Origin of the sequence: Pseudoalteromonas sp. SG44-1 (genome assembly GCF_014164315.1) — a bacterium.
In the GTDB taxonomy this organism is placed as follows: Bacteria; Pseudomonadota; Gammaproteobacteria; order Enterobacterales; family Alteromonadaceae; genus Pseudoalteromonas; species Pseudoalteromonas rhizosphaerae.
The window spans coordinates 17,654-39,811 of sequence record NZ_JACJEW010000034.1; the positions used below are offsets into that span (position 1 = coordinate 17,654).

General features: G+C 40.9%; 17 protein-coding genes and 6 tRNA genes. 8 read left to right on the plus strand and 15 right to left on the minus strand.

Annotated elements, in window-relative coordinates:
• Positions 1–43 precede the first annotated feature (43 nt).
• The 7 genes from H5187_RS15515 (at position 44) to H5187_RS15545 (ending at position 3,350) form a co-directional block, all read left to right on the plus strand.
• A tRNA-Val gene (locus H5187_RS15515) sits at positions 44–119 on the plus strand.
• 172 nt (positions 120–291) lie between these two features.
• Positions 292–367: transfer RNA gene (locus H5187_RS15520), tRNA-Val, on the plus strand.
• A gap of 35 nt (positions 368–402) precedes the next feature.
• Positions 403–478: transfer RNA gene (locus H5187_RS15525), tRNA-Val, on the plus strand.
• A 19-nt stretch (positions 479–497) separates the two neighbouring features.
• Positions 498–573: transfer RNA gene (locus tag H5187_RS15530), tRNA-Val, on the plus strand.
• Positions 574–615: 42 nt separating this feature from the next.
• Positions 616–691: transfer RNA gene (locus H5187_RS15535), tRNA-Val, on the plus strand.
• A 19-nt stretch (positions 692–710) separates the two neighbouring features.
• Positions 711–786: transfer RNA gene (locus H5187_RS15540), tRNA-Val, on the plus strand.
• 902 nt (positions 787–1,688) lie between these two features.
• Positions 1,689–3,350 carry a tetratricopeptide repeat-containing response regulator gene (locus H5187_RS15545; RefSeq protein WP_182719191.1) on the plus strand — a complete coding sequence of 554 codons (1,662 nt, stop codon included), beginning with the start codon at positions 1,689–1,691 and terminating at the stop codon, positions 3,348–3,350.
• A gap of 156 nt (positions 3,351–3,506) precedes the next feature.
• On the opposite strand, the gene msrB is transcribed toward H5187_RS15545, so the two are convergent.
• From msrB to H5187_RS15615, 14 genes are all read right to left on the minus strand, one after another.
• Positions 3,507–3,947, minus strand: a complete 441-nt coding sequence (gene msrB / locus H5187_RS15550; protein WP_182794758.1) for a peptide-methionine (R)-S-oxide reductase MsrB — start codon at positions 3,945–3,947, stop codon at positions 3,507–3,509.
• 313 nt (positions 3,948–4,260) lie between these two features.
• Entirely contained in the window at positions 4,261–4,701 is a 441-nt protein-coding gene (locus H5187_RS15555; protein WP_149980697.1) for a hypothetical protein, read from the minus strand.
• A 28-nt stretch (positions 4,702–4,729) separates the two neighbouring features.
• On the minus strand, positions 4,730–5,233 hold the full coding sequence (locus tag H5187_RS15560) for a DUF2919 domain-containing protein (protein ID WP_149980698.1): 504 nt from the start codon (positions 5,231–5,233) through the stop codon (positions 4,730–4,732).
• Entirely contained in the window at positions 5,230–5,574 is a 345-nt protein-coding gene (locus tag H5187_RS15565; RefSeq protein ID WP_145240691.1) for a DUF3392 family protein, read from the minus strand. The genes H5187_RS15560 and H5187_RS15565 overlap by 4 nt, the downstream gene beginning before the upstream one ends.
• Positions 5,567–7,588, minus strand: coding sequence for an NAD-dependent DNA ligase LigA (gene ligA / locus H5187_RS15570; RefSeq protein WP_149980699.1), 2,022 nt, complete (start codon positions 7,586–7,588; stop codon positions 5,567–5,569). Before ligA ends, H5187_RS15565 begins: the two co-directional genes overlap by 8 nt.
• Positions 7,589–7,681: 93 nt before the next feature.
• The gene (gene zipA / locus H5187_RS15575) at positions 7,682–8,434 is read right to left on the minus strand and encodes a cell division protein ZipA (protein ID WP_149980700.1); all 753 of its coding nucleotides are present in this window, start codon (positions 8,432–8,434) and stop codon (positions 7,682–7,684) included.
• Positions 8,435–8,473: 39 nt separating this feature from the next.
• Positions 8,474–11,869 carry a chromosome segregation SMC family protein gene (locus H5187_RS15580; protein ID WP_182798018.1) on the minus strand — a complete coding sequence of 1,132 codons (3,396 nt, stop codon included), beginning with the start codon at positions 11,867–11,869 and terminating at the stop codon, positions 8,474–8,476.
• Positions 11,870–11,949: 80 nt separating this feature from the next.
• Positions 11,950–12,681: an RNA methyltransferase gene (locus H5187_RS15585; RefSeq protein ID WP_149980702.1), complete on the minus strand. Its 732-nt coding sequence runs from the start codon at positions 12,679–12,681 to the stop codon at positions 11,950–11,952.
• 75 nt (positions 12,682–12,756) lie between these two features.
• Complete coding sequence (locus tag H5187_RS15590; protein WP_182784628.1) at positions 12,757–14,793, minus strand: FUSC family protein; 2,037 nt, start codon at positions 14,791–14,793, stop codon at positions 12,757–12,759.
• A 9-nt stretch (positions 14,794–14,802) separates the two neighbouring features.
• Entirely contained in the window at positions 14,803–15,663 is an 861-nt protein-coding gene (locus tag H5187_RS15595) for an HlyD family secretion protein (RefSeq protein WP_182798019.1), read from the minus strand.
• A 5-nt stretch (positions 15,664–15,668) separates the two neighbouring features.
• The gene (locus H5187_RS15600) at positions 15,669–15,872 is read right to left on the minus strand and encodes a DUF1656 domain-containing protein (RefSeq protein ID WP_149980705.1); all 204 of its coding nucleotides are present in this window, start codon (positions 15,870–15,872) and stop codon (positions 15,669–15,671) included.
• Between the two features lie 277 nt (positions 15,873–16,149).
• Complete coding sequence (gene speB / locus H5187_RS15605) at positions 16,150–17,073, minus strand: agmatinase (RefSeq protein ID WP_182761981.1); 924 nt, start codon at positions 17,071–17,073, stop codon at positions 16,150–16,152.
• Position 17,074: 1 nt separating this feature from the next.
• Positions 17,075–18,988 (minus strand): biosynthetic arginine decarboxylase, encoded by a 1,914-nt coding sequence (speA, locus tag H5187_RS15610; RefSeq protein ID WP_149980707.1) that lies wholly within the window; start codon positions 18,986–18,988, stop codon positions 17,075–17,077.
• A 357-nt stretch (positions 18,989–19,345) separates the two neighbouring features.
• Positions 19,346–19,807 (minus strand): N-acetyltransferase, encoded by a 462-nt coding sequence (locus H5187_RS15615; protein ID WP_182719186.1) that lies wholly within the window; start codon positions 19,805–19,807, stop codon positions 19,346–19,348.
• A 297-nt stretch (positions 19,808–20,104) separates the two neighbouring features.
• On the opposite strand from H5187_RS15615, the gene H5187_RS15620 reads away from it, so the two are divergent.
• Positions 20,105–21,496, plus strand: coding sequence for a hypothetical protein (locus H5187_RS15620; RefSeq protein WP_182761979.1), 1,392 nt, complete (start codon positions 20,105–20,107; stop codon positions 21,494–21,496).
• Here the strand turns inward: H5187_RS15620 and H5187_RS15625 are convergent.
• Positions 21,487–22,107 (minus strand): sulfotransferase, encoded by a 621-nt coding sequence (locus H5187_RS15625; protein ID WP_182761978.1) that lies wholly within the window; start codon positions 22,105–22,107, stop codon positions 21,487–21,489. The genes H5187_RS15620 and H5187_RS15625 overlap by 10 nt on opposite strands.
• Positions 22,108–22,158: the final 51 nt, after the last annotated feature.

Here is a 22,158-nt window from a genome sequence, read left to right on the forward strand (position 1 = left end):
TCCAGTACTATTTATTTTAATAGTAGCGTTTTAATTTATATGTGGGTGATTAGCTCAGTTGGGAGAGCATCGCCCTTACAAGGCGAGGGTCACTGGTTCAAGTCCAGTATCACCCACCACATATAAAACCTGTTATTTTATTAGTAGTTGCATGTTTTAAATTTGTAATATGGGTCACAAGCTCAGTTACAAGAAAAGAGAGCATCACCGCTATTTACAACTAACGGCGAGGTTCACTGGTTAAAATCCAGTACTATTTATTTTAATAGTAGCGTTTTAAATTTGTAATATGGGTCGTTAGCTCAGTTGGGAGAGCATCGCCCTTACAAGGCGAGGGTCACTGGTTCAAGTCCAGTACGACCCACCATTCTTAGAATGGTGCATATTACATGATATCTAAATGGGTGATTAGCTCAGTTGGGAGAGCATCGCCCTTACAAGGCGAGGGTCACTGGTTCAAGTCCAGTATCACCCACCATTTAGATATAAAACTTTACGGGTCGTTAGCTCAGTTGGGAGAGCATCGCCCTTACAAGGCGAGGGTCACTGGTTCAAGTCCAGTACGACCCACCATTTATAAAATGGTTATCGTAAAGTTTAGTAATTGATTATATGGGGTCGTTAGCTCAGTTGGGAGAGCATCGCCCTTACAAGGCGAGGGTCACTGGTTCAAGTCCAGTACGACCCACCATTTAATCAAAATTATATGTGGGTGATTAGCTCAGTTGGGAGAGCATCGCCCTTACAAGGCGAGGGTCACTGGTTCAAGTCCAGTATCACCCACCACATATAAAACCTTTTAAAACCCTCAATCAAACCTTACGTTATATTCTTTAATCGATAATTAGCTCAGCTGAAAAGAAAGAGCATCGCCACCCTTCACAAATAATGGCGAGGATCACTGGTTCAAGTCCAGTATCACCCACCACATATACAACCTTTTAATATCATCAATCAAACCTTACGTTATATTCTTTAATCGATAATTAGCTCAGTTTAAAAAAAAAGCATCGCCACCCTTCACAAATAATGGCGAGGATCACTGGTTCAAGTCCAGTATCACCCACCACATATAAAACCTCTTAATATCATCAATCAAACCTTACGTTATATTCTTTAATCGATAATTAGCTCAGTTGAAAAAAAGAGCATCGCCACCCTTCACAAATAATGGCGAGGGTCACTGGTACAAGTCCAGAATCACCCACCACATATAAAACCTTTTAATACCCTCAATCAAACCTTACGTTATATTCTTTAATCGATAATTAGCTCAGTTGAAAAAAAAGAGCATCGCCACCCTTTACAAATAATGGCGAGGGTCACTGGTACAAGTCCAGTATCACCCACCACATATAAAACCTCTTAGTAATTCTGTTAAAAATAAAATTCAAAAAGCCTCTAAATACGCTAATTCTTTTCCAAACCTGAAACTCTTTTAATGTGTTCCTTGATGGATAATTAAGTTTGAAAAGCATCAACCTAGGCGCTTTAAAAAGCTAGGGTCTCCTATCTCTATAAAAATCCTCAAGCAATAACTAGCGCTACCTAAATTTGGATAATCAAGCTGCTTGAAAATTCATAACTGATCAAATAAACGAAGTCTGCGGTATTAAATTTTAAATTCCCTTGTCAGCGACTAGACTGTTTATTATAGTCTCTGATACGTTCATGTGGTCACAAGTCTAATGCCAGCAAAGATTTTTTCTAATGCAAAAATACTTATAGTTGAAGAGCAACCTCTTGCTCAAAGCTATATGAAACAGTCGCTCGAAAAACTTGGCTTTCGACAGCTGCGCTTTGCTGAACATGCAAATTCGGCTAAAGAGCAGTGCACCAGTGAACAGTTTGATCTGATTGTTTGCTCTTTTAATTTAAGTAAGCAGCAAGACGGCTATCAGCTATATGAAGAGTTACGCGTTAAGCGTTTAATAAAAAACTCTACTGGGTTCATTTTTATTTCAGCTGAAACCAGTGGTTCTTTGGTACACAGCGTGCTTGAACTGCAACCCGATGACTTTTTAGTCAAGCCATTCACCATATATGATCTTAAAACACGTATAGAACGAATTTTGCTGCGTAAAAATCATTTACAAGCAATATATAATTTCATTGACGATGGGAATGACTCTAAAGCGCTAAAAGCAATCAATACTGCGCTTGATGAAAAAGGCAATGCTTATAGTGCAATATTATTGCGTTTAAAAGGTGACGCCCTACTTCGCTTAAAACGAGCAGATACCGCAAAAGCTTTCTTTAAATCAGTTCTTGATATTCAAAAATTTACATGGGCAAAGGTAGGTTTAGTTGAAGCATTGATTGCGAATAACGAGCATATTCTTGCGCAAAGAATGCTAAAAACGATGCTGCTCCGTCATGAAACACGATTAGTCGCACTCGATTTACTTGGTAAGCTGGAGATTAAATTAAACCAATTTGAATTAGCGCAAGATTTTTTAAGCCAAGCCGTTGATATAGCTCCACGCAATATCGAACGCCAAAAATCACTTAGCCATGTATCGCTGGTAAATCATGATTATGAAAAAAATTACCTTACACAAAAAGACATCGCCAACTTTGCCAAACATTCGATTCACGATCACCCTGACGTATATTTAAATGCAGCACGGGCGGGTATTGATTTTGCACTAACAACAGATCAAAGCGATCAGATTCAACGTATTTCAAGACAAACCAATAAATACTTAGCTGATTTAAAAAGCCAATTTCCAAATAGTCACAATCAGGCGCAAATAGATGTTTTAAATGCCCGTTTACACTATTTGAAAGATGAGCATCAAAAAGCGAAAATGTTGATTGAGCAGCTCGACGATGACGATAGCCACATTCGCTCTGTAGACGGCGCACTTGATAAAGCAAAGGCATTTCATGAACTGGGGTTTCACCACAAAGCACAGTCATTATTTAACCAAATTATTAGTCATTGTGAACGTCATCCAACAGTGAGCGATGCTGTTTATTTACGTTATATTCAACAACAACAAAGTGAACGCCGTGATATAAAAATGGGCCCTAAAGAGCTGAATAACCATGCAGTTACACAGTTTAACCGTGGTCAATTAAATACCGCTCTTGAAGCATTCACACAAGCATTTAGAGTAATGCCTCGTAATCCAAGTATTGCTTTAAATTTATTGCAGTGTCTATTTGATAGTTCCAAGCAAAATGGCCAAACGTTAAACCTAATGATGGCAAAAAAATGCTATGCGTTACTCAATACGACAACATTAGACAACGAGCAGCAACAACGCTTTAATAAAATAGTACAACAAGCAACGAGTATGGGGCTAACACTTGCTAATCTAGAAGAGCCAGGCAAAACCAAATAGAATAATAAATAGTTTAGATAAGGTGTTGTTTATAAGAATGAGGAATTCAAAATATCGCTGACAAGCGGTGATATGACTTTTAAAATCCAGCCTTACTGGAATCGGATCATGTAAATTCAGTAAGGCATTGGTTATTGTCAATTACGAGCTAATAAATTACACCTTCTTCAATGAGACCGCGTTTATACAATAACGCAGACCACTTGGCATTGGTCCATCTGGGAATACATGACCTAAGTGCGCATCACATACATTACATACAGTTTCTATTCTTTGCATACCATGGGTCTTGTCACCATTGTAAGCAATCGAGTTTAGTTGCGCGGGTTGAGTAAATGATGGCCAGCCAGTGCCGCTATCAAATTTTTCATCACCATCAAATAATAAGTTATCACAACATACACAGGCGTACTTACCAGGTTCAAACAAGGTGCAGCTATCTGAGCTGTGTGGGCGCTCTGTGCCTTTATTACGAGTCACATAAAAGGCTTCTTCGGTTAATTTTTCACGCCATTGCTGCTCGGTTTTTACTACTTTACGGCTCGGCTCTGGATTGCCTTTATTGGCAACGTTTAGAATATCATTCCAATTCAACATAACTGACCTCATTGAGTAAGATGGGTTAATTTACTGCTATCCACATTATCATGGTATCGCGCTAATAACATTGTCAGCTTGGATTTATCCGCACTGCACAAAATGGTTTTGTAGGGGGTGAAAAATAATTTTGGTACTGGCTAGGGGAATGTTTAAACTCACTAGCTACGTTTATCTGCACTGTTAAACCAGCCATCTCAACAGACTCAACGCCTATTAGTGAGCTAAATAGCTTCAGTACACCAATGACAGCTTCTTACTAAGCCTATTTGCTGTTACATACTATATATACCCTGTTGATCACTATTTAGTTTCATACAATGGTAATTAATTTTTTTTCATTTTCAGTCAATAGTGTATTAAAGTATTGTGTTAGCTCTGCTTTAGTTGCCGGTAAGCCTATTGAGCATTGACGCTGTTCGCTGGAGAGAATTAAGAATTGGTCATCATGGCACTGTATTTCCTTGATACTATCAATAAGCAGCCATTGTGGGCCGTGAGTACGGTCAAAAAAACCTGAAAGGGTAAAGACCAAAAGGTGCTGTTGTTCGCGTCGAATAAACTTATCTAGGCTATTACGTGCTTTAAATAGTGGTGTTAGCCGATAACAGCATGAGCTAAATACAAATAGCCATACAGCTATTAACAATACAAACCACGCTTGCTGAAATAACATGGTAAATACACTCAACAATAATAACACGATACCGAAACAGCCAACGATCAGCGCCAGTAATTGATTAATTTTACGCATCAAAGACTCCTTGCAACGTTAACCTAAATTACTTACTTGCACTTTTTTCATCGGTTTCAGGATCGGGCCAATCATTAAAAAACACCGTTAAATAACGACTTTTTGCTAAATATAATAATACCCACAATACCGTCACCATTTGCAGCGCTAAAAACATCGAAAACTGATAATAACTATGAGCGGCTTGAATAATCAGCCAGCTTAAATCTATCGCTGCACATGCTAATAATGGCCACCGCATAAAACGCCACACTCGCGCTAACCATGCTGCACTGTCTGCGCTTTTTTGTGGCCTGCGCAAACAAAAAATTACGGCAGGAATAATGGCTATTGCACCAATAGCCAATGCACTGAAAAAGTCAGCTTTAGATCTAAACACTAATGACATTAAATCAAGCTCAGGACGCCTGCTCAGTGCCGCAATGATCCAAATAAAGTAGGCACGAAGTAATACCAGTAAACTCAAATGAAACGCGATTGGAGTGCGATAGGTGCCATATTTGTCCCAATACTCTGGTCCATAACGCTTCATAACTGGTTTTTCCTCTCGGCTACTACGCCAAGTAATATGAATGCTGCCACGGCTGTAACACCTAACCAGCGCACACCAAAGAACATCAGTAACTGGCTTAGTAATGGAGTGACAAATACTACTAACAAGCCAAAACCAAACCCGGTTACCAGTACAAATGCACATACTCTGAGTATAAAGTGGCGCCTTGCTACAAAGCGTTTCGTGGTTTTGATAATCTCATTTGCATACAAAGACACCAAACACACCACCAGTAACAATGCGATATTATATAAGTAAGGCTTTAGCCACTGACCAAAGGTCAGTGCTAAATCCTGAAAAAGCGTAATAATGCTATCCATTATGTTGCGCCAGTAATGCAATTAAATCATCTTCGGTCAGTATTTCAATGCCTAAATCTTGTGCTTTCGTGAGCTTAGAACCGGCTTTTTCACCCGCTATTAACGCATCGGTTTTAGCTGATACACTACCTGAAACTTTCGCCCCTAACTGCTGCAAGCGTGCTTTTGCATCATTTCGATTAAGCTCGTTCAAAGTACCCGTTAACACATAGGTTAAGCCTGCTAACGGTTGTGAGTCTTCACTTGGCGGCGTGAGTTCTGGCCAATGAATACCCTGCTCCAGCAAGGCAGTTACGACATCTAAATTATGTTGCTCAGCAAAAAAACCACGCACATGCTTGGCTACAATTTCCCCAACATCACTAACTTCGACTAACGCTTCAGTTGTTGCCGCAGTTACTTTATCTAGCGTTAAAAAGTGATTAGCTAAATTTTGCGCCGTCGCTTCACCAACTTCACGAATACCTAATGAGTATAAAAACTTGGCCAACGTCGTTTGTTTTGCATCATCAAGTGCAGCTACTAAGTTTTTCGCCGATTTTGGCCCCATGCGCTCAAGCGATTCAAAATGTCCTTGTTTAAGTATGAATAAGTCTGCGGGCGTTTTAATGAGCTCTCTGTCCACCAGCTGTTCAACAATTTTATCGCCAAGGCCATCGATATCGAGTGCTTTGCGTGAAGCAAAGTGTTTGATCGCTTCTTTACGCTGTGCTTGGCACACGAGGCCTCCTGTACAGCGCGCTACGGCTTCGCCTTCAATGCGTTCAACATGGGAGTCACAAATTGGACAAGTAGCCGGAAACTCAATCTCTTTGGCATCAGTTGGACGGCGCTCTAATACCACTTGAGTAATTTGTGGGATCACATCACCAGCACGGCGAATGATCACAGTATCGCCAATTTTTACACCCAAACGCTCTATTTCATCACGATTGTGTAACGTTGCATTTGAAACCGTGACACCACCAACAAATACCGGCTCTAAACGAGCCACAGGGGTAATTGCGCCAGTGCGCCCTACCTGAAATTCAACATCCAGTAGCTGAGTGATTTCTTCTTGCGCAGGAAACTTATACGCAATCGCCCAACGCGGAGCTCGCGCTACAAAACCTAACCGCTCTTGTAGTGCTTTGTTATTTATTTTAATCACCACACCATCAATTTCATACTTTAAGCTGCTGCGGCGCTCAAGTATATCTTGATAGTAATCCAAAGCAGCTTGCTGGCCTTCGACTAATTTTGTTTCCGGGCAAAGTGGTAACCCCCAGTCAGTTAGCTTAGCCAATTGCTGGTAATGATCACTTGGTAATTCACCATTTGTTACTACGCCAATACTGTAGGCATAAAACATCAAAGGTCGCTTGGCGGTGATCTTTGAATCGAGTTGACGCAAGCTGCCTGCGGCTGCATTACGTGGATTAACAAATACTTTGTCGCCACGCTTTTCGGCTTCAGCATTAAGTTTGTCAAATCCGGCGCTATCCATGAACACTTCACCACGAATTTCAATTTCCTCGGGAAAGTCATCACCACGTAATTTTAGCGGTACATTACGAATCGTTTTAACGTTAGTGGTAATATTTTCGCCGGTGTGCCCGTCGCCACGCGTTGCCGCCTGCACTAACACACCATTACGGTATAAAATCGACACCGCTAAACCGTCAAGTTTTGGTTCACAGCAAAAGGTCAGCTCATTGTTATCCATCAAACGTTCTTTAATGCGGCGATTAAAAGCGCTGAACTCTTCTTCACTAAATGCGTTATCAAGTGACAACATCGGCACTTGATGAGTGACTTGCTCAAACTTAGCAAGCGCCGCACCGCCTACTTTCTGGGTCGGTGAATCAGTACTCAAGTACTCAGGATTTGCTACCTCAAGCGCACTTAATTGTTGTAATAAACGATCATACTCTGCATCAGGAATGCTTGGGTTATCAAGTACATAATAATTATGATTGTGATCTTCTAACTGCTGACGAAGTTGCGTTATTTGCGCTAACACTAAAGTGGACATACTGACCTCAAAAAACATAAAAAAGCCACTTAAACGAGTTATCGCCAAGTGGCTTATAAAATTCTTAATTAATTAACTGTATATTGCAGGTGATTAAGCTGAAAAGCGTCTCACTTTTTCAACATAATTGCGCACACTATCAACGGTCATTTCTTCTCGTTGTGAGTCTAAAATAACGGCGCCAAATTCATCTGCTAACTTTTTAGCCGCACTGTGCAACATATTAAATGCAGCAAGCCCGTCACCATCACACGGCAAGGTCATAAACAAGCTAATTCCAGCGGTGCTAAATTGTTCCATATTATCTATGTCAAAAGTACCAGGGTTGTACATGTTCACTAACCGAAACAGCACTGGACCATGACCAGCAGGATCTAAATGGCGATTAAAAAAGCCTTCTTCAGAGTACTTAAAGCCAAGTGTGTTTACTGCTGGCAATAATTTGCTGCCTTCCATACTCAAGCCTTCAGGCATTTGAATATGCACAATGATAAAATCACTTGCAGCCGGTTGCTCAGCTTCATCCTCTACGCTTGCATCTGTTGCAGTAGTCACATCATCAACCTCAGCGGCAGGTTCGTCATCTGACGCTGCAAAAGAGTGTGGTTGCTTTTCATCAGCACTGAAGCTTAAATCCCCAAACTGCGGTTCATCACGCTCAGTATGAGATGCTGGCTCAGCTACGCTTTGACGCTCAGTAGGCGCTTGATCTGCAGGCTCAACCCGCTCATCATTGGTCGCAACGGGTGCGTCTTTTTTACGAACTGACCATAGGCCATGTATTAATAATCCACCAATGACAATTACACTGATAATGATTAAAACCCATCTTAATTGTTCGGCCATCCCCTCACCTTTATTATTTATCTACTCAAATATTAATATTTATGCATGTGCCATTTGCACCGCTTGTTCAATATCTACAGCGACCACACGCGAAACGCCCGGTTCAGCCATTGTTACACCCGTCAACCTGCCAGCCATTTCCATGGCAATTTTATTATGACTGATATAAATAAATTGCACCGATTGTGACATTTCTTCCACTAATCGGCAAAATCGCCCAACATTCGCATCATCCAATGGTGCATCAACTTCATCCAGCATACAGAACGGAGCTGGATTGAGCCTGAATATTGAAAATACCAATGATAATGCGGTCAGCGCTTTTTCTCCACCACTTAAAAGGTGAATTGTTGAATTTTTCTTGCCCGGTGGGCGTGCCATTATACTAACACCACTTTCCAGTAAGTCATCACTGGTTAATTCAAGATATGCACTGCCACCGCCAAATACTTTAGGAAATAACTGACCAAAATCGAGATTCACTTGATCAAAAGTCATTTTAAAACGCGTTTTGGTTTCGCGATCAATTTTTCCAATTGCACCTTCAAGTGTCGTTAATGCTTTGCTTAAATCCTCGACTTGACGATCTAAATACTGGCTACGCTGCTGCGCTTGTTCAAACTCATCAATCGCCGCTAAGTTTACCGCGCCCAAGTCACTTAAACTTTGTCCAACTTTATTAAGCTGTCCTTGATAAGTGTTTATATTGGCGTTTTCAGGGAGCTGTGCCAATACTTCTTTCAAGTTTTGCTGTAACTCACCCAGAGGTTCAAGAGCTGCCTGTGCTTTAATTAATAAGCTCTGCTCTTCGAGGGCAAGTTGTTGTAATTGTTCTTGTAAAAGTACCAGCTCCCCCTGCGACGCTTTAAGCGTTGTTTGTTTATCTACAAAAGCTGTTTTAGCTTCCGTCAATGCACTTTGCAAATTTTTGAGTTCAATGTCACTTTGTTGATGTTGCTCCAACAATAATATTATTTGCTCTGCGACCTCTTCTAATGGGATCACCAACTCTTCAATTTGCGCGGTTAACTCACTGACAGCTTCACTGGCGGTTTCGCTGGCGGTCGTTGCATGCTGTAATTTAGTGTCACTGAGTTGGCATTCACTGCGCGCTTTTTGCTCACTTAGCGTCGCCTGATGGGCAAGCGTTTTATAGTGTTCAAGCTGAGCGTTAGCCTGTTTAAATTGCTCATCAGTGTGTTGCTGCTGCACTTGAGCATCATTAAGCGCAACACTTATTTCATCACGCTGTTTTGCCACACTTGCTATGTTTTGCTGTTGTTCAGCCACTTTATTCTCTATGCTCGTGTGTTCAACGTTTAACTGCTGTAGCTTTGCTTGTAATTTATGCTGTTGATTCTGAAACTGCTGTAATTGCTCTTTGAGCATATCGCGACGAGTGCTTCCTGAGGCCACTTGTTGAGCAAGCTGATGTACCGCTGCTTTTAACTCTTCGCTTTGTGCCTTCAATTGCTCACAGATTTGCTGTTGTTCTGTAAGCTTATTGCTTTGTATAGCTAGTTCGTCACTGAGTTGAGATGCTAACTGCGTTGCTTCGGCCAACTGTTTATGTTTGATCAGCAACGAATTTTCCGCACTTTTACTGGCTTGTTGATACCAATTGCGGCCCTGAATATTACCTTGGCGATCTATCACTGCAAGCCAATACTCATCCGCTAAATCATTATGTTCAAAATCATTTTTATACTTAATGCGATGTAATAAATCAGGGTAAACCCCTTGCTCTATAAACACCGCTAATGAGCTTTGCGGTGCGGTGTCGGTAGTTGGCCATACTCCGTTAGGTGTTGCTATAGATGACACATTTAATTGTTCAAGCCCTTGTAATGCTTGTTCAACCACATGCTCAAATCCAGTACGTACAACTAACTGTGCCAAAACATCGCCACTACCTTGCGCTGGAGTATCTGCGAGTATTGTATTCAAGCCTGCTATTTTGGCTTTATTCTCGTTTTGTTGTTGTGCTAGTGTTTGATGTGCATCTTGGCAGGTGCATAACACGGTTTGAGCTTGTTGATGATTACTATTTACTTTGTTTAAGGCAGTTTGTTTTGCTGCTAACTCTTGCGTTAGTGACTGCATTAACTGCTGCTGCTGCGCTACTTGTTCAGCAATTGGATTTTCTGCCAGCTCTATTAATTCGCTTTCTAATGCCGTTTGCTGGTTTTTAATATAGTGCAAATTTTGCAGCTGTTGATCTGCTATATTTTGTTGCTTGCTATATTGCGTATTAATAGCCTGAAACTGCTCATTAACTCGTTGCCAATCAGTAGCACTGCGCTGCTTGGCACTGTGCAACTGTGCCACCGCGTCGGCCATCTCAGTGACTTGTTCTGTACATATTAAAGTATGTTCAATTGCCTCTTGTAACGCATTTTGTAGCTCATCAGTATGGTCTTTTTGTTGTTGTTGCAGCTGCTGATTTTGTAACTGCAACTGTTGCTGTTTGATCAGATTGTGACTAAACGCTTGTTGTTGTTGTTTTAAGTTTATTTGCTGTTGCTCAGCACGAGTCAATTCAGTGTGCGTTTGGTGCTGGGCTTGCTGCGCATCATTGAGTTTTTCAAGTTGCAATTGCACTTGGTTTTCAAGGCTTGCTAGTACATCGTCATGACCTGAATGAGCAGTTTTAAAAAAGCTAATTTGCTCATTCAGCTTGGCCATTGTGTCGGCTTTAGTCACTTGTTGCTGATGTAGCTTTTGCCATTTTAAGACCGCTAGTTGCCCTTTTAAAGTGCGCTCTTGGGTTTTTAACTCGCGGTATTTTTTTGCTTCAACTGACTGTACTGCCAGTTTATCAACTTGTGCTTGCAGCTCTTGGCGAACATCGAGTAAGCGTTCAAGGTTTTCGCGGGTACTTTTGATCCGGGTTTGCGTTTCACGACGGCGCTCTTTGTATTTTGAAACGCCTGCTGCTTCTTCTAAAAACACCCGTAAATCTGCCGGTTTACTCTCAATTAAACGCGAGATCATGCCCTGCTCGATAATCGCATAACTACGCGGACCAAGACCTGTGCCTAAAAATATATCGGTAATATCTCGTTTGCGGCATTTACTGCCATTGAGAAAATACAGCGATTGCCCGTCGCGTGTTACCAAACGTTTAATCGCCACTTGATTTCGATCGGCAAAAGTATTCGGTAAGTGCCCTTGGGTATTATCAAAAATCAACTCAACCGACGCTTGAGAAATAGGTTTGCGATTGGTTGAGCCATTAAAAATAACATCGGTCATGGCATCGCCACGCAGATTTTTAGCAGAGCTTTCGCCAAGCACCCAACGCACAGCATCGATGACATTAGACTTGCCGCAGCCGTTTGGGCCAACGACACAGGTCATTTGATCTGGGAATGGAATTTTAGTGGGCTCTACAAAAGATTTAAAACCCGCTAATTTTATGGTGCTCAAACGCATCTAATTGGTTTACCGATTGTTATTGTTATAGCTTGAGTATTTAATTTAACCGTTCTTGACGATAAAAGTAAGTACAGGGATTAAGCTTGGCGTTTAAAATTATCTAAAATAATACCCGTTGCCATGGCTACATTGAGAGATTCTGCACCACCAAAAGCGGGGATGGTTATTTTATCTGTTACCAATGCTGCGCAAGCTTGACGTATTCCATGAGACTCACTACCCATTAACAAAACACCTTGGCCTGTAAATTGAGTTTTATGCACGCTTTTTCCATCTAAAAAAGCGCCATAAATAGGTAAGTTTAAACCACTTAAGTACGCAGGCAACTCAACTTGACTCACTGAGACTCTAACAAACGAGCCCATAGTGGCGCTAATAGTTTTAGGGTTATAAGCATCGGCACTATCTGTGCTGGTGACAATATGCTTGATCCCATACCAATCAGCTACTCTGATAATGGTACCTAAATTGCCTGGATCAGATACGCCATCAAGGGCTAAGATTAAACCGCTTGCCTGCGGTGCACTCGCTGTTGGCATGTCAACTATCGCAATAGCTGCATTATTACTCACTAAAGTACTTGCTTTAGTTAACACATCTTCATCGGCTTCAATCATGTTTACGTGAGTAAACTGCTGCTGGAACTGCGCAATAAAGGCTGCTGTCGCAAATATATCAATAATTGTTAAACCACTTGCCAATAACTCAAGTACGTTTTTTTCACCTTGCACAAGGTATTGATTATGTTGCTTTCGGTACTTTTTTTGACCTAATGCACGAATTAACTTGAGTTGGTTTTTTGAAATCATAACAGCCCCATAAAATGATGGGCACAGTATAGCAGATTTAACATCGAGTTCTGAACTTGAAAAAACCTCACAGGATCAATTAATGCTGTTTGCGCTGCGTTCAAAAGTCATATTAATACGGATAAACATACCTTTAATGGCTTCAAGCTGATATGTATCACTCACATGTATCATCAGTTCGTTGTAAAGCTCATCACAAGCCATTGTAAACGTATCATCGCACTGGCCTTTTGTAGCCAGCAAAAAGGCTCTAGCCAGTGAGCTTTGCCACCGTTGTAAATATTTAAGCTGATTATCACCCACTGCCTGTTGGCAAATTGAGTGTAAACGCACCGACGCATGACCTAGATTAAGCCCAGTTAAAGCAAGATCGGTAATAGCACGTGATTCTGAGCCTTGATCATAATTGGTTAAACGCAGTAACCGATCAGCCATACGTCGGTTATACCAAAGAGCGGGTGAGCTATGTTGATGAATTTCTGATAAATCTTTATAGGTTGCTTTAAACACGCGATGCACTAACAACTGCACACTCGGACCTGTAAATAGTTGGAAAATCCAAAATAAAATACATACTCCAAGAAAAATAGCCAAAGCTGAGCTGAGCGTATAATTGATTGAAAACGCAAGGCTCATGTCAGTACTGGGCTTAACTAAAATCGTAAATGGAATACAGAACCCTAGCCCGTAAGGTAACGTTTGCTGATCGCCTAGTAGCAATAAGCCAATAAAATATGGCCCAGCTAACACCAACAATAATATTTCAAGTTGCCCACCACTTTGTGATAATAAGTTTAAAGCATAAAAAATAGCCACAAACGAGGCTACCACAACACCAACTAACAATCGCTTCATAACTATTTGTAAAATTGCCAGCGGGATACGGGCCAACATAATCGAAAAAATAACGGGTAAAATCATGATCAATAATGCAGCGGATGATCCAGTATTAACCCAAATAAATGCCCCGATTGAAAATACCAAGCTGGTTCGAAACCCAACAATAATACCTGCTAATGGATCTCGGTATGTCAACATGCTCGGAGCATTAAGCAGTGTTTTATCTCGTTGCTCTAATGCTTTATATGCCCGCAATAAAATTGTTAATTCATTCGCGATATCTAAACTGACATTTAAAATGTGTGATTCAAATGGCAGCTCACAGGTTTGTTGCGCCCGGTGATCAGTTAATGCGCGCCGCAACTGTTTGACTTCTTTAGCACAGTATTCAAAGCAGTCTGATTTTTCTATTAGCGTAAACATATCTTTTAATTGCTTGATTAACTCAGTAATCTTTGGTGTGATTTGTTCAGGATGATTACGCTGTAAGCGCCCCATTATTTGTACTAAGGCAAGAAGAGATAAAACTTTTTGTGCGATTTGATTGGCAGCCCGTGAACGCCCTGGACCTTTTGGCCCTTCGTAGCGAACTGCACTTGAGTCTTCACTAATACTGCCAAGCGTTGCCATTATGCGATCTATTTGCTGATGACGGTTTTCAGAAGAACCCGCTTTATCAAGCTCAGTTACCAAATAATGTAACGTTTGATTAATGACAGACTTTGCCTGCGTTTGTAAGAGCTGCTTGACCTTAACAGGCCATAATAGATGGCTCACTAACCCTGCGCATACCGAACCGACTATAATTTCACTTACTCGTGATTGCGCCACCGCGAAGATACTTTCACTACTGACCGTTGCTGGGTTTACCATCACTAACAAAATAATGATAGCAGCCGTTACGCCGGCCATAGCAAATGCGTAAACAAAATTTGCTTGGCGCACCATAGCTGACAATGCAGAGTTTAAACCGAGCCAAAAAGCCAATCCACCCAGCGCTAAATAAGGGTAAGCACTGAGCTGAGTGAGTACTAAAATACCAAATAGGCCACCCACCAAAGTGCCTACAATCTGACAAAGCGCTTTTTCAATAACGAGACCACTTTCAGGGCGGATCTGTAAAAACACCGCAGAAACAAGTGCCCAATAAGGTCGATCTAGATTTAAATAAATGGCAATTGTCAACGACATTGCCATGGCAATCACCCCTTTTAATGCAAACTTGATAGCCTGTTCTTTGGGGCATAGAAGATTATTTAAAACAAGATGCAAAACTAATACCTATTCCGTAGCAAGGTGAATAGTCGCTGTCATACCTGCGCTTAGCTGGATCCCTTCTGGCAAAGCATCTAGCTTAATATCAACCGGAATACGCTGCGATAAACGTACCCAATTAAATGTCTGCTGCACTTGAGGTAAAAGTTGGTTATTACTTTGCGTATTGATATTCGCGATTGCTTTACCAATACTCACTACCTGACCGGTTAATGGCTTTGTATCGCTCAGTAATTCTATTGTCGCTTTTTGATTGGTGTGGATCAGTGGGATTTTGGTTTCCTCAAAATAGCCTGTTACATAAAATGAATCTGATTGAACAATAGCGAACACAGGCATGCCCTGTGCAACATAATTGCCTTGGCGTAGATTTAAATTAATAATTTGCCCGGCAACTGGAGCCGTAACTTGCGTGCGAGATAAATTTAATTGCGCCACCGTTTGATCCGCTTTCGCTAAGTCGTAATTTGCTTTGGCAATTTCAGTACTAATGCGGGTCGCTTCTAAGCTTTCCTCACTGATAGCTTGTTGAGTATTTAATGCTTTACGTCGTTCATACTTATGTTTAGCCAGTTCCCAGCTATATAAACTATTGTTAGTATTTGCTTTACTTTTATCATAAGCCGCCTGATAACGTTGTTGGTCAACACTAAAAAGCAGTTCACCTTTTGCAACTTGCTGCCCATCTTTGACATTTAATTTTGTTACCCAGCCTGATACATCTGGCACAATAGTAACAATATCAGCTCGAATGCGACCATCGCGTGTCCAAGGTGTGTGCATATAATCAGTCCATACCCAACGGCCTGCAAAAATAGCCGCGATAATAACGACGATAGTAAGCATAATACGTAAATATCTAACCATTCTATTTATCTTCCACTTAATAAAAAGACACTCAAGGCGAGAAAACACATAAATAAAGACACTTCAAACCAGGCCACTTTCCAGATGCGATCATGCCAATCCAAACGATGTAAAATAAAGCGAGTCAAAGCGGTTAAAATAAATGCCATTGGGAAATAAATCACTAACGGGCTAAATTCTAAGCCGCCAATAACTACAGCGTGGTGCATAATCAATCCCCTGTTATATGTACTTTGACAACAAACTAAAAAGCATCACAAGTAAAATTTTTGCGACAGTGTCTATCAATATAGTAGCAGCTAATTATCACATTATCTTACTTAACATGCTGTTAATAGCGGTAATCGTTACACCATACTCAGCAAATTAATCAGTCGCGTTATATTATAAATTAAGCTTTAAGCAAAATATTGAGGATAATAAGGATCTGGTAAATAAAAAACGTGCCTAGAGCACGTTTTGAGGGATTACTACTGGAGCTATTGCTCAGTATTTATTTTTATAGGTCCACAAATGCAGTAGCTCACTGGCAATGGTAGCTGCGGCAATCGCAGTAAGTTCACTTTGGTCGTACGAAGGTGATACTTCAACAACATCCATACCAATCATATTAATGCCTTTAAGGGCACGTAATATCTTAAGTACTTTATCTGATGTTAATCCACCACATACCGGTGTTCCAGTACCAGGGGCAAACGCCGGATCTAAGCAATCAATGTCAAAAGTGATATACACAGGTAAATCACCTACTCTCGCTTTAATCTGCTCAGCAATCGTTTGCGCCGATAAATCATTGGCCGCCATCGCATCAATCACTGCAAACTCGTGTTTGCTTTGATCAAAATCAGTACGAATACCAATTTGGATACTATGATCAACATCAATCAGCCCTTCTATCGGCGCATGGTAAAACATGGTGCCGTGGTCGTAGCGTGAGCCATTGCTATAAGTATCAGTATGGGCATCAAAATGCACCAACGCCATTTTACCAAAGCGCTTAGCGTGCGCACGTAACAACGGTAAAGTTACAAAGTGATCGCCCCCTAAACCTAAAATTGCTTTACCTTGGCTTAAAATACCCGCAGCAGCTTGTTCAAGCTTAGCGGTAAAGTATTCAGCGTCACCGACAGGGTAAGTAAAATCTCCAGCATCAGCCAGTTTTAGGCGTTCGAACAATTTGAACGTCCATGGGTATTTTGTTTCTTCCCATGCTAAATGCACTGATGCACGACGAATCGCATCAGGGCCTAAACGCGCACCTGGACGTCCTGAGGTTGCCATATCAAATGGCAAACCTAACACCACAACATCAGCATTGATGTCAGTAATATTTTGTACCATTGGCTGACGTAAGAACGTCATGCCATTAGAATACAATGAGTGATCTGGATGATCAAACAAAGTGGTCATATTAAAGCTCTTCTAAATAAGTATAACCGTCTAAACCTGCTTGCAATTCATCAAGTACACTTTGCTGCTCGTCTGCTGGTAATTTTGCAGCCACCAGCTGTGCGTACGATGATTGAAAACCTTCTACATCAAGGTGAACATAGCGCATCATGTCAGCTACAGTGTCACCTTGGTTTATTTCTACAATGCTTGCGTCGCCTTGCTCATCCATGTGTACCATTGCACTGTGGGTGTCGCCAAATAGGTTATGCATGTCACCTAAAATTTCTTGGTATGCACCCACTAAGAAAAAGCCCATTAAATAGGGTTTTTCAGCACTAAATGCCGGCACTGGTAAGGTGCTCTCAATGCCTTGCCCATCTACATAGTGATCTAGTGCACCGTCAGAGTCACAGGTAATATCTAACAATACTGCGCGTCTTTGTGGTGCCTCAGTTAAGCCACTTAATGGCAATACCGGAAACACTTGGTCGATCCCCCACGCATCAGGCAATGACTGAAACAATGAGAAATTAACAAAAAACTTATCCGCCAAACGGGCATTAAGTTCATCTATTATCGGGCGATGAAAACGGTTTTTGTTATCCATGTGTTTATTAAGCTCATAACACACACGTAAATTTATTTGCTCAGCCCAGGCGCGTTGAGTTAAATCTAATAATCCCATCGCAAACTGGTTATGTGCTTCAGCTAAATCACCTTGGCTATCATGATATATCTCAATTAATGCACGGTCGTCTGTCAGCACATGTAATTGTTGCCATGATGTCCACATATTGTTTAATAATAATGGCGCGTCATCTGTTGGCGCCTGAATTTCTTCCGGCTCATAGCTTTCAGTGCCAATTACATTAGAGATAAGCACAGCATGATGCGCTGTTAATGCACGTCCAGACTCAGAAATAATAGTCGGGAATGGTTGCTCGTACTGCTTACAAATATCACCAATGGTGTAGACAATATTATTTGCATACTCAGCTAAGCTATAGTTCATCGAGTTGTGAGACTGGCTCCGAGTGCCGTCGTAATCAACCGCTAAACCACCACCGACATCTAAACATTCAATTTGTGCACCGAGTTTGCGTAGTTCACAATAAAAACGCGCCGCTTCGCTAACACCTAAACGCACATCGCGAATGTTCGCCATTTGCGAGCCTAAGTGAAAATGCACCAACTGAACTAAATCAAGTTGATCAGTCTCTTTTAAACGATTAACAACATGTAATACTTGTGAAGCGGATAAACCAAATTTTGATTTTTCACCACCGCTAGCTTGCCATTTTCCTTTACCCTGCGACGCTAAGCGCACGCGAATACCAATACGCGGTTTTACGTTCAGCTCTTTAGCTTGGCTAAGTACCATGTCCAGCTCAGAGAGTTTCTCAAGTACGATGTACACTTTATGGCCTAACTTTTCGCCAATTAATGCTAAGCGAACATATTCTTTGTCTTTGTAGCCATTACAGACAATCACCGCACTGGTTTTTTCAGCTAATGCCAATACTGTTAATAGCTCAGGCTTGCTGCCCGCCTCTAAACCAAGTTGTTTCTTTTCTACGTTCGCTTGGCTTGCCACAATTTCTTCGACCACTTCGCGCTGTTGGTTTACTTTAATTGGATAAACAAGCAAGTAATCTTTTGGATAACCATAGCTTTCAATCGCAGTATTAAATGCAGCACATAAGCTGTGCACGCGATGATGCAAAATTTGTGGAAAACGAACCAACGCAGGTAAACTCAAGCCTTTATCTTCAAGTTGTTTTGCAATATCAATAAGTGCGATGGTTTGCTCTGGGGCATCAGCCTTGGGCGCAACATACACATCACCTTGATCATTAATACCAAAAAAACCTTGGCTCCAATGACGAACATTGTAACTCGTGCGAGCTTGTTCTAGTGATGTTGTCTCTTTCATTTATCTTTCTCTTTTATTTGATGAATGCCTTGCGGCTGTTGCGCGCATTAAAGGAAAAATAGCTTATCAAGTCCAACAAGTATTTTTGCTCGTAACGAGTGAGTTTTAGTGTCGATAACAACGGCCCTTTTATTTGTTGGGCACTGGCGTATTTAGTATAAAAAATAGAAGGCTTAAAAGGGAATATATATAAAAAAGTTAGCCGAAAACGTGACTCTCAATGATAAAATTGGCGCTGACCAAGGCCATTTACGACTTATATCCGTGTATAAGCCGTAGTTGTGTAGGAGATAAAATCGATGAAGTACTCAAAAACTAAAACACAAAGCGTAGGCAGTTTCTAGTCACTAATTAGCCTTATTGACTGAGCCCTAACTCCATAAACAAGCTATGTGGATTATCGGTATAATTACCAAAACTTGCACAGCGTTGAAAACCTAAATTTTCATACAGACTAATCGATTCAGCCTGTTTCGGGCCTGTTTCTAACCGGATCAAAGGGATCTCTTCTTCGCCAGCATGATGCAATAAAATTTGCATTATACGCCGAGACAAGCCTTTACCACGATGACTTGGTTTGACATACAGACGGCGAATTTCACCATAAGGTACTGTGTCAAACTGTCTGACAATCGCACCACATGCAACAATACCCTCCTCGCTTTTTAAGCCAATGGCGTAAACATTAGCTTGACCAAGCTCACTCACCGACAGCGATTGTGCCGTGGCTACTGGGTACAGAGAATTTATAAGCCTATCGATATCAGAAAAAACATTAATCACATCCGGATCATCAGGGGTTAAGTCGACTAACTGCATAAAAGCTCTAATTATATTTATTGTTTGATAACAAACTATACCGAATTGTTGCAAATGAACAACCCAGAACTTTGGATTTTTCATTTATTTGCTATCTTATTAGTCACAACTTTGTCGTATGTCAAAATAACAACACTTAGCTATTTTCTAAAATTAGCAAGCACGTCAAAATAATAGTTTGCTGTGGTGTTAAACGTTAGCGCCTTTTATAAAAGTACGGGTTAAAAAATAGATTAACGACTAAAGTTTTAACGCCCTGCGTCGATAAATAACTAAGTTAACGTTAAAGGAATAACAATGAAACTCCCCAATCTTGGTCAAGCGCAGCAAATAGCTTTGCAAACGGTGTCGGCCAATCGCGCCACGGAGTTTAAAGCCGCCGCTTCTCTTGTCGAACCACAAGATCACTTTTCAACGCTCGAAGACGCAGCAAGTACGCCCCTTTATGATCCATTTAAAGGCCGCAAACTTAATCAAGATTACACCCCCTCTTCTTATATTGGTATGAACCGTTATAGAGTCACCTCTAGCACCACCATTAACATAGGTGAACCGATTAAAGAGCCGACCTATCGCTATGGTGACTTTACAGATCCCGATGATATAAATGCTTTTTTAGATCAAGTAGACCGGCTTGAAGGTGAACATAAATTTATGTTCCAACACCTAAAACCAACACAAGAACTACTTGATTTGGTGCAAAAAATGAGTGATGAAGAGCTTGCTGTATTTAGTCAATTTGTTGTTACAACATCTAGCTATCACTTTGGCACAGAAAACAACAACAACAGTGCACAGTTAATTTCATCTTTAAGCAAACTGTCAGATGATGCCTTGAGCAGTACCCTTGCAACAATGGATAAATTATTACAACAAGGGAATGATTATAAGAAGCCGGTGTCACCATTAGGTGAAAATGAGCATGGTAATGAAAGAGTCGAAATGATCAGTATGCCTGAAGCCATAAACTGGTTTAAATCAAACTATAAGGCTAACAGTGCAAAATATGAATTGGCAAATGACTACACCAATTTATTAATAGAAAAAAACCTCAGCGAAGATCAACTTATGCAGTTAAATGACCACTTATCTGACAGTACGCTTACACAAAGCAGTGGTATCATCGACATGATGAGCTTAGTTAAAAACCATCAAACGGATGATGTATTGGCAATGCTCAATGAAGTTGATAAAGACCAAGAACCTAACTTATTTAGTTACCTTGCACAGCAAACTAATTATCAAGCCAATAAGCAGTATTACCAAATGGATAATGGTAAGTTTGTTGCACAACAAGATAATATTAGCTCTGACTCTAATAGACGTGAGCTTTATAACAATATCTTAAACGCCTATAACGACATTGGCATGGGCTGGATAAACGATGCGCTAGAGCAATTCACAGGGAGTCCCGCACAGATCCAAAACGAATTATGGCAAACACTACTTGATGATAAAGAAAAAATGCCCGAGCAGTTTACTCGCTCAGATTCAGTTGAGGCATGGGCAATAAATAATATTGCTCGGATAGAAGGCGCATTCCACGTAACACAAATGAATAAAATTTATGATTATAATAGCGAGCGACTAGTTCCTGAATTAATCGGTGATCTTACCTTTTACAGCAGTGGCAACATTCGTAGTTCAGTAGATAGTGAAGAGCCACAATCAGCTGAAAATCAACCGTAATTAAAGAACTTACGGTGCTCTGCTCCGGCTAAGTTGGCATTCACCTTATTAGGGTGTTTATACTCACGCCAGTTTGCCACATTACGGCCAACATTTAATTTCGCAAAGTCAGTATCGCCATCTGGCGACATTCCCAAAAACTGTTTTAGCTTCAACAGGCCGCCAGGTTCGCTCACATCAAGCGATAAAAAATCATCACGATCTTTAAAATACTTAAATACCGCCTGCTGATGTTTAGTATAACAAGCAGCCAAATCGCGCTCACTCAACGGGTAAATAGAGGGAAACGTTTGATGAAAGCTGCGCTTTAGAACCGGGCTAAAGTGCCCTGTTTTAAGATCAAGATGTGGCGCCATTTTTTCAAGCAGCATCGTGATGGATGGCAACCATGCTTTTAGGTCTCGGTTTAAATAAATAAACTTAGCACCAGGAAATAACCCGTCTAAATGCATATAGTCACTAAAACACGGTGCGTCAGATATAGCATCAGCTATTTCAAACGCTTTTTTAGTAAACGCGGTATGCGCAACCAACAAGCCCATTTCTAACAACGCAACACTGATGCTCGTGGTGCCGGTTCGAGGCAGACCGATAATAAATATCTTAGACATCTAACGTCACTCATTTTTAAAAGGCTGCTAGTATATACCTAAATGACAGCA